The organism is Mesobacillus boroniphilus, from assembly GCF_018424685.1.
Lineage (GTDB): Bacteria > Bacillota > Bacilli > Bacillales > Cytobacillaceae > Mesobacillus > Mesobacillus boroniphilus_A.
On record NZ_QTKX01000001.1, the window covers coordinates 1452485 to 1466720 of the forward strand.

The following is a 14236-nucleotide window of genomic DNA, read 5'->3' on the forward strand; positions in this document are numbered from 1 at the left end:
CCTGTCCGCGTATGTTCTATATATCTATCTATACAATCGAAGAAAGCGAATCGGATTTCATTTAGGAATGAACATAACAATCGTTGCTGGTGGAGGTTTGGCCCTTGCAACAGGGATTATTTTTATTAACTTATATCCATTTCACTTCTTGGAAGCTACCTTATTTTCTGTGATTATAGGTGGTATTTCAGGGATTCTGTTTGGCAATCTATTTGACTTTCAAACCTTATTCTCTGGCTATATAACCGGGTTGATCATGGGAGTCATGGCGCCTATGATAGGAGCTGCCGGATATGAATGGGTTGTGTTCTTAATCATGATTGAGGTTTTCATACTCAGCTGTTTTTGCATAGCGGCCTCCTCGGCCTACAAAGCCTGATTCAGTAATCTAGCGAGGGTGTTAGTTTCCTTAGCGCATGTGAAACTCTTAAGTAATGACAAAAGCAGCCTTATCTGGGCTGCTTTTGTTTACTTCACTGAAAAGCCTTCAAATAACCTTCCCCCATAGGGTTTTAAAACTAGGTCGGCTATTTCTATGACCATCTGTTTTTTACCCGTTTGGTAATACTGTGAGAATGCTTCTACAAATTTTTCTGTGAAAATGGGATCATAATGATTTAATTCCCTCACCACCCATTTTGATTTTCCGACCCAACGCTTGTTTGTCCTTAACACAAATTCTTGCAGCTGTTCAGCCAGCGTGCCTGCAATGAAAATTCCCTCTCCCTTGTTGTTCGATCCAATGAAATCATCAAGTGTATCTGTAATGAAATATCGTTTGAACTCGATCTCTTTCTTGGTCCACTCTTCTGGTCCTTTCCTGATAATCCTTTTTGCTTCATCTATTACTTCAGGGAGAAATTCGTTTTTTCTGATAACCATTCCTTCAGCAACCATTCTCGGCAAGCTTGGTCTCGCCCTTTTTATATCACTCTCAAAGAAAAGCTTATAGGACTGTAAATTATGGACGAAAACCTCGATGGGCCATCCATGCGCAATCAATGACTCTCTGTATGCTGATGGAAGGTTCTTATCGAATATCACAATATCTAAATCCGATGTAACAGTTGCTTCTCCCCTGGCTACACTCCCAGCAAGCAGTGCTGCGTCGCAGTCTGGAAAGCTCTCCTCCACAAACTTTTTAGCTGTTTCAAAAGCCGATAATTTAGCGGGCATGTCCATGTGTAAATCCCCCATTAAATATTCATACAGCTATTATTAGACAAAACTCATAATTTGTCGACAATATTGCGAATGTTTCACAAAGCAAGCCAAGTGGTATCCTAAAATATAAAAATAGTTGTACCAGGAGGATATTACTCATGACATTTTCATTAAATAAATTGTTTATACCTGCAGGATTGGCAGTCATGCTCATCTCTGGCTGCAGCATTGATGAGGCAGAACAAGGAGTGAAAGAATTAGAAGAGGAAACAAAGAATGCTGCTGAAACAACAGAGGAAAAATCAAAAGAAGTAGTGGATAAGGTGAAAGAAGAGGCTCCTGGTATCATCCAGAACATGAAGGATACGTATAAAGAAAGCGAACAAGAAGTAAAAGACAACACTCTCCAGGCCGGCGACAAGGTAACTATACAAAAAGATGCCTATCTCGCCCTTACACCGGAAGCATACGATGAACTCTATCAATTGATTGAAATCAATGATTTAGAAGGTGTAGATAAAATTGTACAGGAGAATAAAGTAAAAGAAGTCAAGCAAGGCAGTCAAGCAGAAGTTTTGGAAAGAGATATAAGACGAACGAAGGTAAAGTTAAAAGATTCCGGTGAGGAAGGATACCTGCCCACTACAATGCTTGAACCCGTCCAATAAGCAGAGTAAAGACCCTGATTGATGCTCAGGGTCTTATTTTTCGGACGATTATTTTGCTGTAAATGTATCTGGCATCACGACAGCGATCACTTCTCCTCTAGCACAAAGTGTTTCCCCGGCAAAAACTTCTGTTTCAACTCGATATTTTTTTGGATGAATCTCATGGACGGTACCTATTGCTTTTAAGGCTGTTCCTTGAGGCGTCGGTTTCATGAAATCGACATGCAAGGATGCTGTTACAAATCTTGGCGGTTCTTCCCCGTCTCCTGGTTCATAACCATTTTTTCGGTGCAGGTAGAGTGCAGCCGAACCGGTGCCATGGCAATCCACAAACGAGCCAATCACGCCGCCATATACGAACCCTGGCAGGGCCATATGCTCTTTTTTTGGATTGTAGATTGATATTGTCTTGTCCCCATCCCAGCCTGTCCGGAAATGGTGTCCGTGCTCATTCATCCTCCCGCAGCCGTAACACCAAGAGAAATCATCTGGGTATTCATCCTGGATGGCTTTCAACACCCTTTCTTCCATTGCGCTTCCCCCTTGTCAATTCGTAATCTATAATATTTTCTTCGACAGGGGTTTGAATTCCTTTAAAATAATTCGATTTCCTTTGTTGGTGTATACAATAGTTGTATTTGTGCAACATAGTTTTGTTCAAAAAGGACAAATGTTAAGATTGACGTAAATTATTTAAGGGGTGATGGAATGAAGTACAGACGCTTAGGAAAGACAAACCTTGATGTATCTGTTATCGGAATCGGAACCTGGCAGTATGGCGGTGAATGGGGAAAGGATTTCGGGCAATATGAGGTCGATGCTATCCTGGACAAAGCAAATGAAAAAGGAATCAACTTCCTCGATACAGCCGAATGCTATGGAGACCACTTATCGGAAAGTCTTATTGGAGATTACCTGAGCCGGGGCAACCGGGAGGACTGGATTGTGGCAACTAAATTCGGCCATCATTTCCATGGTAATTTTGAAAGGACACGTCACTGGAGTGCAAATGACGTACTAAAGCAGCTGGATGCTTCGCTGAAGGCGTTAAGAACTGATTACATAGATTTATATCAAGCGCATTCATGTACAGATGAAGAATTCAACAACGATGAATTATGGACAATGCTCCACAAGCAAGTGGAAAAAGGAAAAATCCGGCACCTCGGCATCTCACTTCGATCCAATGAAGAAAGCTACCAGACTGACCGCGCTTCAGACGTAAACGCAGGTGCCATCCAGGTCGTATACAATCGTCTTGACCGTAAGCCGGAAGAGCAGATCTTCCCTTCAAGCCAAGATCAAAATCTGGGGGTACTTGCAAGAGTTCCGCTGGCAAGTGGATACTTAAGCGGTAAATATAAACCAGGTGCGACTTTCAGCACTGACGATGTTCGCTCCAAACATGATAGCGAAGAAACAACGAGATTACTCCAACAGGTCGAAGAGATTCAAGATAACGAAGTCCCCGAAGGTGTTCCAATGGCCACGTGGGCATTATCCTGGGTCCTGAAACACCCTGCAGTCACTGCCGTCATTCCAGGTTGCAAGACACCAGAACAAGTGGAACTCAATGCAAAAGCAGCACAACTGGCCGTTGATAATCATCCTCAGAGTTTAAAATAATCGGATTTTGCCCCAGCATACTGCAGGGGCATTTTTTAGATGACTTTTTAAAGAGGCATCGATTAATAATTTAAGACATTAACCATTTAACGGTTAAATATCAAGTATTCAACCTATACACTAAGAACCTTTCATTCGGGTTATTTTCAGGCAGTTTCATTTCAAATACTAGTTCAAATGGTGTCTGATTCTCTAAATAAAATATATAGTCCTCAGATGGATAATATAGAATCAGGTCGATTTCCCTTTGATATTTTTCAAAAGAAATCATTATATTTTTTAATACACTCATCAGAATTTGAACCGTAAAAGGGTTAAAGAAATAAAACTTGTTATTATTAGGTGAAATTTCATAATCCTCTGCCAAAACGCAATAAAAGTTTATTCTATCCGCTCTGTTTCGAAAATTCTTTAAGTAACACTGTTTGTTTTCGAGGGCTTCCATGTAGAATGTTTCATTCATTTCAACTCCAGAGACATTGATATTGAAATGATAATTCAGATGAAAATTCAATCGCCCTTTCCCACATCCAAAGTCGACTACATGATCATGACGGTTCAATTTGTATTCATTGAAAAATAATTCAAGCGCACTATATGGAGTTGGTTCATACCGATGGTAATGTAATGAAGTCAAGAATCCTTTTTGTTCACCAGTTGTTTTAACATTCAACAATTTATCCTGTTGTTGTTCATTCATAAAATCGAACTCCATTCTTTAAGGGTACGCGAAAAAATCTTTGACTAAGCTGTTTCACATTGAATATTGTTTTTAAAGAGCACTGATTAAAGATCTTTGTTTTTCCGAACCCTTACTTCTAGCATCTTCTCATAAAAGTTTTCTTCCAAATCTATATCAAAGTAGTTATAAAACTTCAATAGTTAGGCAAGGTAATCAGCGAGTTCTTGCAACTCTTTCATTTCCCTACCTCTTTATGTAAAATTAACCTTGTTGTGTTATTGGCATACATATGTTTATTTTAACTTAAAGGTAAATGATTCAACATAACTATTATTATGAGGAGAATAGGGCAAAGGATGTTTTCGAAAAAAATGAACAGAGATAGAGCTGTGGTAATAGGTGGTGGTATTGCGGGCAAGCTGGCTGCACGTGTACTGTCTGAGTTTTTCCAAGAAGTAATATTAATAGAAAAAGATAAGAAAAATGATCATTTCACTAATAGGAAAGGTGTTCCACAAGGTAATCAGGGGCATGTTTTGCTGAAAAGCGGAGAAGAGATTATAGAGGAGCTTTTCCCGGGAATCATTCAGGAATTATCTCGAAATGGAGCCAAGAAAACGGACTTCGCGGGAGATCTATTATGGTCACATCACGGTACTCAAAAGATCCGATTTGATTCAAACGTGTTCATTAGCCAGCAAAGCCGACCTCTACTTGAGTGGCAGATCCAGCAAAGACTGGAAAAAATACATAATATCAATTTTCGATTCGATTGCAAGGTGCAGAATCTTAAATTCAATACCGATGAAATGAACACCATCGTCATCGAGGATATAAACGGTGTCGTAACGGACCTTTTAGCGGATTTAGTAATTGATGCATCTGGTGCTGCCGCGCTTCATAACCAATGGCTAAGGGCCTCAGGATATGGGATTCCGACCAAAACAGAAATCAAGATAGATTTATTTTATGCTAGCATGGTCTTTAAGAAAATTGCTCATGAATCTATTAATTGGCACAGTCTCCTCGCCTTTCCCAATCCCCCAGAAGTCGAACGTGGCGGCATGATTTCACCTATCGAAGGGAATCGTATGCTGGTTACCCTGATTGGCTATGGTACGAAGGAAATTCCAAAAAATAAAGACAGCTTTCTGGAATATGCACAGACACTTAATCAACCTGAAATGTATGAAGTGATTAAAAATGAATCACCACTCTCCGAGGAAGTACAAGTCTACCGGTTCCCTGCCCTCCGTCGTTATCACTTTGAAAATCAAAGAAATTTTCCAACCGGATTGTTGGTAATTGGGGATGCTTTTTGCCGGGTAGACCCTGTTTTTGCACAGGGGATGAGCCTTGCTGCAATGGAAGCAAAGGCATTAAGGGAAATTTTAATGAAGGGGCCTAAACAGGCAGCAGTTAACAAAAAGCTATCATAAAAAAGTCAGCAGGATTCTCGATATTCCCTGGCTGATCGCATTAACAGAAGACTTTCGATTTCGCACCACGAGCGGAAACAAACCAATAGGTCTTGCTATTTTGCAATGGTATATAAAAAAAGTTGTGGCGGCCTGCTCTCATAATGAAAATGTTTATACACGTTTCATCCAGGTTCTACATCTAAAATCGCATCCAATAAGTCTTGCCCGCCCCGGTATTCTTGCTAAAGTGTTTAGAACTACTAAGTGAACCTAAATGAACCCTCGACTTTCAGGTCGGGGGTTCTCCATTTCTCCCTTGTGTGTATGTGTGTCTACGCCATTTAAATTTCTCCCATTTTGAAGACTGTCCTCGAAATATTTGTTGCTTATCAGACGTGTTTGCAATTGTATTCTTAAAGGCACCCTAGCACTGTCCAGCGCAATGTATTGAAAAGATTGAAGAAAGCAATTAAGTTATGAAAAGCTCTTTATAGAAGAATTTCCCAACTGGCATTTGTCCCTTTATGTCAAAAAGTGTGTTAGGCTTGAGAGAATGATAAATACCTAGGGTTATTCGACTTTTCTTAGTCACCCTCTTTTGGGAAGGAGATCGAGAAATGAATGAAATCAGTGTTTTCCTAGATGATTACCGCCAGCCGCCAGAAGGTTATGTTTTGGCAGAAACTATAGATGAATGTCTCATTCTTTTGAAAAATTATGAAATCGACCACTTGTCGCTAGACCATGACCTTGCAAGCTATACCAGGAATGGCTTGTTGCTTGTAAAAATAATGGTCGAGAAACAGCTATTTGCCAATCGAATCACAATCCACTCTGCAAACTCGGTCGGCGGGAAAGCTATGTATAATTGCTTCAAGAAAGCACAGAATGATTACCTTATGCCTCAGTCTATAAATATTCTTTTACGTCCCCTGCCCCTGCATTCCTTTACTTCACGGATGATGTCTATTTATTAAAGATAGTCAGTTTTTATATTCCCACCTGTCTCTTGTTAAAAAGGATTTGACTTCCATTTTGTAGAATAAGGAATCAAAATTCATTTTTCTCATGTTACCTATCTTATCCTGACCTCCCTAACAGCTGCAGCAGAAGAAGAAAAAAAGAATTATCGTACGGCCTGGTATAAAATACGTATTTACAGGAAAGAAAGTTATTTTGTTCAGATGTAATAGAGAAAAATGGACCAGAACTCTGGCCCATTTTTCTCTATTTAATATTTAGCGCCTTTTCAACTGCTCCATGAGCATGTATCACCGTGGTGTCAAATAGGGGAACCGATGCATCCTCTTGCTTTATCAACAGGCCGATTTCAGTACAGCCCAGAATGATTCCTTCTGCCCCTTCTGAAACAAGGTTTCCGATGATTCTTTTAAAACAATCCCTCGAGGATTCCTGAATATTTCCAAAGCATAATTCATTGAAAATCGTCTTATTGATTACATCCCTCTCTTCTTCATCAGGAATTAGCACTTCGATATCTTGGGATTCAATTCTTAATTTATAAAAATCATGCTCCATTGTATACTTAGTGCCCAACAACCCAATCTTTTTCATTCCATGCTTTTTGATTTGTATAGCAGTTTCATCTGCTATATGAAGGATAGGAATACTTATTTTCTGAGAAATCTGGTCAATCACCTTATGCATTGTATTGGTGCAAATCAAGATAAATCCAGCCCCTGCTTTTTCCAATGAAAAAGCTGCATCACCTAGTATTTGCCCTGCTTCGTCCCATCTGTTCTCAGATTGACATTTTTCAATTTCATCAAAATCCACACTATATAAAATACACTTTGCTGAATGAAGTCCGCCAAGCCTTCTTTTTATTTCTTCATTTATAATACGGTAATACTCTGAAGAGGACTCCCAGCTCATACCGCCAATCATACCAATCGTTTTCATATCTAAAGCCCCTTAAATGTATTGTATATAATTACACTTTCGATAGTAATGACGTCTAATCCTTTTTCATCAAACCGAAAATTTCTTTACAGGTAAATCGGAATAGTTAATAATTAACAAAACAACCTGTTTTGTAAGGAGAAATAAATTTGAATTCATTTTTAAAGTTTAGAAAACAGCTTTTGCATAATTATATATTAGGTTCAACTTTGGCTGTTCTAGGAGTGGGAGGAATCTTTATTTTCTTCACTCTTACTCTTACAAAAAAGGAATTCTTCATCATGGGAGCTATTTTAGGAATCTCCTTCATTTTTATGACTTTCATAGAGTATTTTGCTTTTACAAAAGATATCAAGCCGATATTTGATGTATATAAAAATGATCAATTGAATTTATCTACTTTACAACGAGCGTTTAACAGATTGCACTACTTTCCGATTCTCACCTTCAAAAGAATTATGGGCCCGCATTTATTCGGCCTCTCAACTCCTGCAGTTATTATGGCAATGTTCTTTATCCATATCGAATTGTTGAGTATCCCTTATACCTTTGTAATTCTCGCAATAATTGGGGCTGTTTTAGTAGCTGGAATGCATGGTATAATTGAGTTTTTTCTCACTATTAAAGCTATTCAGCCTTTGTTGAAGGAGCTCTCTCAAACAGCAGTTAATCGTTTCAGCCAGTCTCTTTCTCTTGAGGGTAAAAGTGTAATTTCGATCAGAAGGAAATTCCAATTAAGTTTCCTTTATATATCCGTTTTTCCGATTTTATTATTCGGCCTTGCAACCCAGGTCAAGCTAGATATATTGAGAGAATCAGTCCAAAATTACTGGACCTGGGCAGTCTTAATTATTCTTATAGGTCTTGCTTTTGCCTACTTTGGCTCCAAACTGTTATTTTTGGATGTACACCAACCTATAGTTCAACTACAAGAATCTATGAAGAATATACAGGAAGGAAATCTAACGATAAAGACAGAGGAATTATATTCTGATGAATTTGCAGGTTTAGTTAGCGGCTTTAACCATATGGTTGATGCAATCAACATTCGGGATAAACAGAATCAATTGATGTTTGAGAGTTTTTTGGAAAGTTTATCCGCGGCATTGGATGCGCGCGATCCATACACCGCCGGACATTCTGCAAGAGTCGCAGCATATTCTCTTTCAATAGGAAAAAAATATGGATTATCGAGCAATGAACTTTCGTTGTTAAAGAAATCTGCCATATTGCACGATATTGGCAAGATCGGAATTCCAGATGGAATATTGCTGAAGGATGGGAAACTGACAGATGAGGAATTTGACGAAATAAAAAAACATCCCGTAATTGGTGCGAATATCGTTAAGCAGGTCCAGGGTTTTTCAGATATGGAGTTAGTGATCGAGGGTATAATGTTTCACCACGAACGATATGATGGATGCGGATATCCCAGAGGGATTTCAGGGCATTCAATTCCTCTTTTTGGGAGAATCATTGCAGTGGCGGATGCATTTGATGCAATGACCTCCAACAGACCTTACCGAAACGGCATGGTAATCGAAAAGGCCCTGGCAATTATAGAAGAAGGCAAAGGTACTCAATGGGATCCAGAATTTGCTGGCATCTTTGTGAACTTGATGAGAAATCCAATCAATACGGAAAATACCGTCTCATTAGACACGAGTCAAGAATACTTAACGAATACAGTTTAATAGAAGTTAAAGAGCAATGTCCTCCCATTGCTCTTTTTTGTTGGTATGGAAATAAATGATTAATTGTGGATAACTTTATGCAGTATTTTTAATCTAGCTCCAGCGCCAAGCCCATCGATGCTCTTGCGCTTTTTGTTCCTGACAATTAATATCTATCCAAATACCAGTCGCGTGCAGCCTCAACCTCATTAAGAGTTAATTGGTGACCATTGTTCTCCCAATGTATTTCTACATTTGCGTTTGCATTAACCAATAAAGATTTCAAATCCTCCGATTCTTGTGCGGGACAAATCGGATCATTTTTACCAGCAGCTAAAAATACATCTGTTCCTGATAAATCCGGAAGTTCAATTCCTCTTCTCGGTACCATTGGGTGGTGGAGGATTGCTCCTTTAAGGGCACTCTTACACTGGAAAAGCAGACTTGCGGCAATATTTGCACCATTTGAATAACCAATTGCTACAATGTTATCGCGGTCAAAACTGTATTTTTCCGAAGCTTCATCCAAAAACTCATGCAATTCCTGTGTGCGGAATATCAAGTCCTCTTCATCGAAGACACCTTCTGCAAGCCTCCTGAAAAATCGGGGCATTCCATTTTCAAGGATATTCCCTCGAACACTCAATACTGATGCTTCCTGGTCAATCATGTTTGCCAAAGGGAGCAGATCATTTTCATTTCCACCTGTCCCATGCAACAATAATAAAGTTGGTTTGGATGTATTACTTCCTTCTTTATAAATATGTTTCATTTCAACTCTCCTTACATTTTAATAAGGTCAAAAGACACTTAAGAATTCACTTGCAAAATATCTGACTTTTTTACTTCAAATGATAATAAGGATATTTCAGATACTGTTGCGGAAGCATGAGCCTTTCACTCATCCTATCATGAGATTCATCAATGGAAAAGCCTGGAGGGTCAGTTGCTATTTCGAATAATATTTCACCGTGAACTATAAAATAAATCGCATTGAAATAATTTCTGTCCTGGAGTGTCGTTACCGTGTTGTACAGCAGCCCTTCTGTTTTTATCAATAATCCTTTTTTAATAGAAATATATCTCGAAATCAAGATAATTGTATAAATTAAAGGTGTCTGTGTCAAGGAAAGGATAGGAGAAAGATGATTACCAATGGATACAAATCTTTTGATTGTATATTTTGTGAACCAGTAGAAAACATTCCAAACTTCTCGCTAAAAGGTTGCCTTCTGCCTGCTCAAATAGTGTCAAATGATAAAATATATGCGCTTACTGTAACAGCTATAACAATCAGGACACCTGCGAGCCAAAAATTAATCCCCAAAAATAATATGGTTACCAATATTGAAACCCACATCAGACTAAGACTCAAAACCTTATTTTTTAGGGTGATCCCGTTTTTCTCACGGAAGTCCCTTATGTATCCGCCCAACCATTTGTTTCTGATTAATCTGCGGTACAGTTTATCTGACGCTTTGACATAACAGGCTGCGCCGAGTAAAATCAGCGGGGTCGTTGGCAAAAGAGGAACGACAATCCCAATCACTCCAAGGGTTATTGAAAGTGTCCCTATGATGATTAAAAAAACTTTAACTGCGATGTTCACCTTGCATCCCCCTAGATTTTTATATAGTCCTATTTTCATATCAACGTTGATTTCCGAATCACGCCCCTACATTCGTAACATATAGCTATCGGGTCTCTTTTCGTCCCGTGAGGCAACTGATTTGTAAATGCATTAATTGGTTTTACAAGCTACAAGCTACAAGCTTTGCCTTAAGAGCCCTTCACAAAATGTTTTCTAATCAAACTAGCTGACAGGTATACCAGCTTCTATGTAACTTCTGATAAGCTTCCAGCCAAAATCGTATGTGTATGTCTGAAAGAAGAGGTTGCCTGTTTCCAGGGGATTTCCCCCGATGATTAATTTGGCAGTAATGATGGATAAAACCTCGTGCTCCCTTAAGTGAATTCTCTTAATCTCGTTTAATTCCCATTTTGCATTGTTTTCCCTGACAAAATTGAAACCCTGCTCCCACCCTCTTATTGACTCGTCATAACCAAAATCAGAGATTTTGCCTCCAGTAATTTCCCTTGCTTGATATTCCCGTGAAATCATAGGTTTTAATTCTGACAGTGAAGATTTTTTCCAAGCTTCAAGATAGTTTTCATGAAAACGATTAAATGACGATTCCATCTAGTACACTCCTTAAAACCAGCATTGAAAAAATTATCCTACAACATTAAGCCGAATTCAATACATCTTTTATGAAATCCTCATAAAATAACAGCTTCCTCTCGGACAGCTTTTCTATTTGAACTTGATAGAATGTCTAGTGTAATAATGGCTGTATCTATAGAAAAATTTAAGTTCTGCTTCTTCGCCTTCTATTAAAAAGTATAAATCGTTTTTCTAGGTTCAGAGGTTTTTTTGTAGTAAATACCTTGCCCAGCAACATATTCTTTCTAAAATAATTCCAACTCTTTTTTCTTTATTGTAATTGGGACCTTGATCCAATTCCGCAGGGATTTGCAGAACATGATGTGAATCTTGAAACCAAGATGTTGTCTTCTTATATTTTTTATTTAATATACATAAAAAACATGGCAGGTGGTGCTTTGTCTGGTTTCGAATGAATGGCTAGAGCAGCCACCATTATAAGTAGACAGAAAAGGTCTTTCAAAAGGATAACATAGTGAAAAAACACCCCTCAAAAGGTGTTTTTTTTGGTCCATTTTTATTTTAATTTTTGTTATTGTTGACGATATTAACAATAGGATTGGAAATTTAACTTCCAAAGGAGTCTGCCATGGGATACTCTAAAGAAATACTCACGAGGAAAATCGAATTGTTTAGAGAAGAAATGATTAGAATTGGCCTGGAAACTGGTTTTGATAGTCCTGAAACGGTGCAAATCAGCCAAAATCTCGATGAGTTAATTGTGCTTTATCAGGAATTAGTCCATTAGAGCTTGTCGATAAAATTCACATCCCATAAATAGTCTTTAATGGAGATAGATCTTTCGGTTTTAAAGATAACCCCTTCAGCTTCTAGCAGCATTTTCTGTGTTAAAAACATTTCTTCATCCTGGATGCCAATCTCGCCTTTTGAATTGATCACTCTATGCCACGGAAGCCCGTATTTCTCCGACATGGAATGAAGAATTCGGACTACTTGTCTGGCTGATCTCGGGCTATCTACAGCTTTTGCAATCTGTCCGTAAGTCATTACTTTTCCGTAAGGTATGTTTTGAATTATATTAATAACATTCATAGTGAAATCCGTCATTCTCCCACAACCTTTCAACGAGTTTACTATACCATAAAAAACACCTGGCTATAGAGCCAGGCGATTGAATTACTTTTCATATGATTTGAATTTTTTAATGATAGCCCAACACATTAATCCTAAAGACCAGTAGATTGGAAAAGAATATACATGTTTCCAGGTAATTTCCTTATAAATACCCAGGTAGACCATAGACGGTTCAGCAATGAATGCTAAGAAAAGAGATAACAAGCCTGTCGAGATAAAGAATTTCTTAAAAGAGAAGCCGTACTTTTGATAAACAAGCATAAAAGGGATGATGACCACTCCCACATCATATGGATATAGCTGCGGATTTAAATAGGGAGTGAGCCTTACCGGATATGTCCATACCATAGCGTTGCTTCCGATTGAATCCAGAAAGATGGCTGTAACACCATAGAATAGACCAAACGCTGTGTTTTCGATCAACCTTGTTTTATCAACTCGTATCCACCAGACAATGGCCGGTACCACAGAAAGAACCACCAGAAACCACCATTTATATGTAAGGAAGTTATTTTCATGCCAATACAATCTTAATATCCTATGAAAGTTCCTCTCGGCATCTAATAGCTCTTGTAACGATATGGAACTTAAAATGCTCAAATAGTCATTGATTTGGTATCCAAATATACCAATGGTTGAAGAAAGCATTAAATCACACCCTTTGTATATAGAGTGTGATTTTTTGTTCTTAATATGTAAGTTAACCGTGGGGATTTCTGTAATTTTTATTGTTTTACCTTCAAAATTTTTAAAAATTCATTGTAAATAGCAACATCAGCTAATTTATTTTTTAATTTCTTTATATACCTGAAGAATCCGATCCGGCTTCTCATGCGTTAAATAAGGGTACACTCCTCTAGTTGTATGTAAATACAGAAATCCTTTCTTACCGGACATGTTCTTGAATGTTATATCTAAAACGTCCTTGAGATAAAAAATATCAGAAGCTGTGGTGATCCTGTCATGATACATTCGGATGAATTGTTCGTTTTCTTCATAAACTTGCTCATTATCCTCGATTCTGCGATCCACTTTCAAGTAACTATGTGAACAAAGCATTCACAGCTTCCTCCCTTCTTGTCAATTTCCTACTTTTTTATTTTACTCATGTTGTTTAACAATAACTAATATATTTAACAATATTAACAGGTCTTCATTATGAGGAGGAATTTTTTGAGATGCATCGGTGAACTTCTGGATCAGGAGAAGTACGGTGTCAATGGGAGAATTGCAATCATTGAAAATAAGGAGGCAGTATTAACGGTATTTGGATTTAAGAATGGAAAATGGCTTAACTTATGGGATATCGATTCCCGGATTCTGTCCTTGTTTTATAAATCCTATGATGCTGAGTTTGATTGGTTCATCGTTGTATATGACTATGCAACCTTCTGTGCCGACAAAGATATAAAAGAAGCGATAATCTGGCATGAAATAGGTCATATTGTATATCCGGTTCTTGAACAACAGCTGAATATAGAAAGTGAAATACAATGTGACGGGCTTGCTATCAAAAACGGGCACCAGGAAGGCATCCGTAAAATACTGAATCTTACTATGAAGATGGCTAAGACACTCAACAATGAAACTTTAACTTATATTACTTTCGAACGGCAAATGAAACTGCCTGGCTGAAAATTTGATTTGCAAGACTATATAAATGTACATTTGAGGCTTGCCAGCTCAAATGTATTTTTTTAGTACCATATCAGCCTGATTTGATCAGAAAAACAATGTTCCGATATTGCCTTCCATACGTA

The 14236-nt window shown here is 38.1% G+C and carries 18 protein-coding genes and 1 pseudogene; 8 read left to right on the forward strand and 11 right to left on the reverse strand.

Annotated elements, in window-relative coordinates; all coding sequences use genetic code 11:
• Positions 1-67 precede the first annotated feature (67 nt).
• Positions 68-379: a hypothetical protein gene (locus DYI25_RS07380; protein WP_213367759.1), complete on the forward strand. Its 312-nt coding sequence runs from the start codon at positions 68-70 to the stop codon at positions 377-379.
• Between the two features lie 89 nt (positions 380-468).
• On the opposite strand, the gene DYI25_RS07385 is transcribed toward DYI25_RS07380, so the two are convergent.
• On the reverse strand, positions 469-1182 hold the full coding sequence (locus DYI25_RS07385) for a nucleotidyltransferase domain-containing protein (RefSeq protein ID WP_213367760.1): 714 nt from the start codon (positions 1180-1182) through the stop codon (positions 469-471).
• Positions 1183-1322: 140 nt separating this feature from the next.
• Here DYI25_RS07385 and DYI25_RS07390 point away from each other — a divergent pair, with 140 nt between their 5' ends.
• Positions 1323-1832: a hypothetical protein gene (locus tag DYI25_RS07390; RefSeq protein WP_213367761.1), complete on the forward strand. Its 510-nt coding sequence runs from the start codon at positions 1323-1325 to the stop codon at positions 1830-1832.
• A 48-nt stretch (positions 1833-1880) separates the two neighbouring features.
• Here DYI25_RS07390 and DYI25_RS07395 read toward each other — a convergent pair whose 3' ends face one another.
• Entirely contained in the window at positions 1881-2363 is a 483-nt protein-coding gene (locus DYI25_RS07395; protein ID WP_213367762.1) for a PaaI family thioesterase, read from the reverse strand.
• Between the two features lie 177 nt (positions 2364-2540).
• Here DYI25_RS07395 and DYI25_RS07400 point away from each other — a divergent pair, with 177 nt between their 5' ends.
• Positions 2541-3458 (forward strand): aldo/keto reductase, encoded by a 918-nt coding sequence (locus DYI25_RS07400; RefSeq protein WP_213367763.1) that lies wholly within the window; start codon positions 2541-2543, stop codon positions 3456-3458.
• Between the two features lie 100 nt (positions 3459-3558).
• Here the strand turns inward: DYI25_RS07400 and DYI25_RS07405 are convergent, their stop codons facing one another.
• Positions 3559-4158, reverse strand: a complete 600-nt coding sequence (locus DYI25_RS07405) for a methyltransferase (protein ID WP_213367764.1) — start codon at positions 4156-4158, stop codon at positions 3559-3561.
• Between the two features lie 353 nt (positions 4159-4511).
• Between DYI25_RS07405 and DYI25_RS07410 the strand changes: the two genes are divergently transcribed.
• Positions 4512-5579: an FAD-dependent oxidoreductase gene (locus DYI25_RS07410; RefSeq protein WP_213367765.1), complete on the forward strand. Its 1068-nt coding sequence runs from the start codon at positions 4512-4514 to the stop codon at positions 5577-5579.
• A gap of 599 nt (positions 5580-6178) precedes the next feature.
• Positions 6179-6538 (forward strand): cyclic-phosphate processing receiver domain-containing protein, encoded by a 360-nt coding sequence (locus DYI25_RS07415; protein WP_213367766.1) that lies wholly within the window; start codon positions 6179-6181, stop codon positions 6536-6538.
• Positions 6539-6788: 250 nt separating this feature from the next.
• On the opposite strand, the gene DYI25_RS07420 is transcribed toward DYI25_RS07415, so the two are convergent.
• Positions 6789-7484, reverse strand: a complete 696-nt coding sequence (locus DYI25_RS07420) for an aspartate/glutamate racemase family protein (RefSeq protein WP_213367767.1) — start codon at positions 7482-7484, stop codon at positions 6789-6791.
• Positions 7485-7633: 149 nt separating this feature from the next.
• Here DYI25_RS07420 and DYI25_RS07425 point away from each other — a divergent pair, with 149 nt between their 5' ends.
• The gene (locus tag DYI25_RS07425) at positions 7634-9178 is read left to right on the forward strand and encodes an HD domain-containing phosphohydrolase (RefSeq protein WP_249745275.1); all 1545 of its coding nucleotides are present in this window, start codon (positions 7634-7636) and stop codon (positions 9176-9178) included.
• Positions 9179-9323: 145 nt separating this feature from the next.
• Here DYI25_RS07425 and DYI25_RS07430 read toward each other — a convergent pair whose 3' ends face one another.
• The 4 genes and pseudogenes from DYI25_RS07430 to DYI25_RS07440 form a co-directional block, all read right to left on the reverse strand.
• Positions 9324-9929 (reverse strand): alpha/beta hydrolase, encoded by a 606-nt coding sequence (locus DYI25_RS07430; RefSeq protein WP_213367768.1) that lies wholly within the window; start codon positions 9927-9929, stop codon positions 9324-9326.
• Between the two features lie 70 nt (positions 9930-9999).
• Positions 10000-10182, reverse strand: a pseudogene (locus tag DYI25_RS22425) (ring-cleaving dioxygenase); the annotation flags it as partial.
• A 215-nt stretch (positions 10183-10397) separates the two neighbouring features.
• Positions 10398-10766, reverse strand: a complete 369-nt coding sequence (locus DYI25_RS07435; protein ID WP_213367769.1) for a YbaN family protein — start codon at positions 10764-10766, stop codon at positions 10398-10400.
• Positions 10767-10970: 204 nt separating this feature from the next.
• Positions 10971-11357, reverse strand: coding sequence for a flavoprotein (locus DYI25_RS07440; RefSeq protein WP_213367770.1), 387 nt, complete (start codon positions 11355-11357; stop codon positions 10971-10973).
• A 613-nt stretch (positions 11358-11970) separates the two neighbouring features.
• Here DYI25_RS07440 and DYI25_RS07445 point away from each other — a divergent pair.
• Positions 11971-12129, forward strand: a complete 159-nt coding sequence (locus DYI25_RS07445; RefSeq protein WP_213367771.1) for an aspartyl-phosphate phosphatase Spo0E family protein — start codon at positions 11971-11973, stop codon at positions 12127-12129.
• On the opposite strand, the gene DYI25_RS07450 is transcribed toward DYI25_RS07445, so the two are convergent.
• From DYI25_RS07450 to DYI25_RS07460, 3 genes are all read right to left on the reverse strand, one after another.
• Complete coding sequence (locus DYI25_RS07450) at positions 12126-12449, reverse strand: MGMT family protein (protein WP_213367772.1); 324 nt, start codon at positions 12447-12449, stop codon at positions 12126-12128. The genes DYI25_RS07445 and DYI25_RS07450 overlap by 4 nt on opposite strands.
• A 69-nt stretch (positions 12450-12518) precedes the next feature.
• Positions 12519-12956, reverse strand: coding sequence for a CBO0543 family protein (locus DYI25_RS07455; protein ID WP_213367773.1), 438 nt, complete (start codon positions 12954-12956; stop codon positions 12519-12521).
• 303 nt (positions 12957-13259) lie between these two features.
• On the reverse strand, positions 13260-13535 hold the full coding sequence (locus DYI25_RS07460; RefSeq protein ID WP_213367774.1) for a hypothetical protein: 276 nt from the start codon (positions 13533-13535) through the stop codon (positions 13260-13262).
• A gap of 114 nt (positions 13536-13649) precedes the next feature.
• Between DYI25_RS07460 and DYI25_RS07465 the strand changes: the two genes are divergently transcribed.
• Positions 13650-14111, forward strand: a complete 462-nt coding sequence (locus DYI25_RS07465; RefSeq protein ID WP_249745277.1) for a hypothetical protein — start codon at positions 13650-13652, stop codon at positions 14109-14111.
• The last annotated feature ends 125 nt before the right edge of the window (positions 14112-14236 follow it).

Bases quoted from the DNA above. Each gene is read 5' to 3' on its own strand.
- DYI25_RS07405 (WP_213367764.1), bottom strand. From the start codon at position 4,158: ATGAATGAACAACAACAGGATAAATTGTTGAATGTTAAAACAACTGGT.
- DYI25_RS07385 (WP_213367760.1), bottom strand. From the start codon at position 1,182: ATGGACATGCCCGCTAAATTATCGGCTTTTGAAACAGCTAAAAAGTTT.
- DYI25_RS07440 (WP_213367770.1), bottom strand. From the start codon at position 11,357: ATGGAATCGTCATTTAATCGTTTTCATGAAAACTATCTTGAAGCTTGG.
- DYI25_RS07400 (WP_213367763.1), top strand. From the start codon at position 2,541: ATGAAGTACAGACGCTTAGGAAAGACAAACCTTGATGTATCTGTTATC.
- DYI25_RS07380 (WP_213367759.1), top strand. From the start codon at position 68: ATGAACATAACAATCGTTGCTGGTGGAGGTTTGGCCCTTGCAACAGGG.
- DYI25_RS07410 (WP_213367765.1), top strand. From the start codon at position 4,512: ATGAACAGAGATAGAGCTGTGGTAATAGGTGGTGGTATTGCGGGCAAG.
- DYI25_RS07445 (WP_213367771.1), top strand. From the start codon at position 11,971: ATGGGATACTCTAAAGAAATACTCACGAGGAAAATCGAATTGTTTAGA.
- DYI25_RS07450 (WP_213367772.1), bottom strand. From the start codon at position 12,449: ATGACGGATTTCACTATGAATGTTATTAATATAATTCAAAACATACCT.
- DYI25_RS07415 (WP_213367766.1), top strand. From the start codon at position 6,179: ATGAATGAAATCAGTGTTTTCCTAGATGATTACCGCCAGCCGCCAGAA.
- DYI25_RS07390 (WP_213367761.1), top strand. From the start codon at position 1,323: ATGACATTTTCATTAAATAAATTGTTTATACCTGCAGGATTGGCAGTC.
- DYI25_RS07420 (WP_213367767.1), bottom strand. From the start codon at position 7,484: ATGAAAACGATTGGTATGATTGGCGGTATGAGCTGGGAGTCCTCTTCA.
- DYI25_RS07460 (WP_213367774.1), bottom strand. From the start codon at position 13,535: ATGCTTTGTTCACATAGTTACTTGAAAGTGGATCGCAGAATCGAGGAT.
- DYI25_RS07395 (WP_213367762.1), bottom strand. From the start codon at position 2,363: ATGGAAGAAAGGGTGTTGAAAGCCATCCAGGATGAATACCCAGATGAT.
- DYI25_RS07430 (WP_213367768.1), bottom strand. From the start codon at position 9,929: ATGAAACATATTTATAAAGAAGGAAGTAATACATCCAAACCAACTTTA.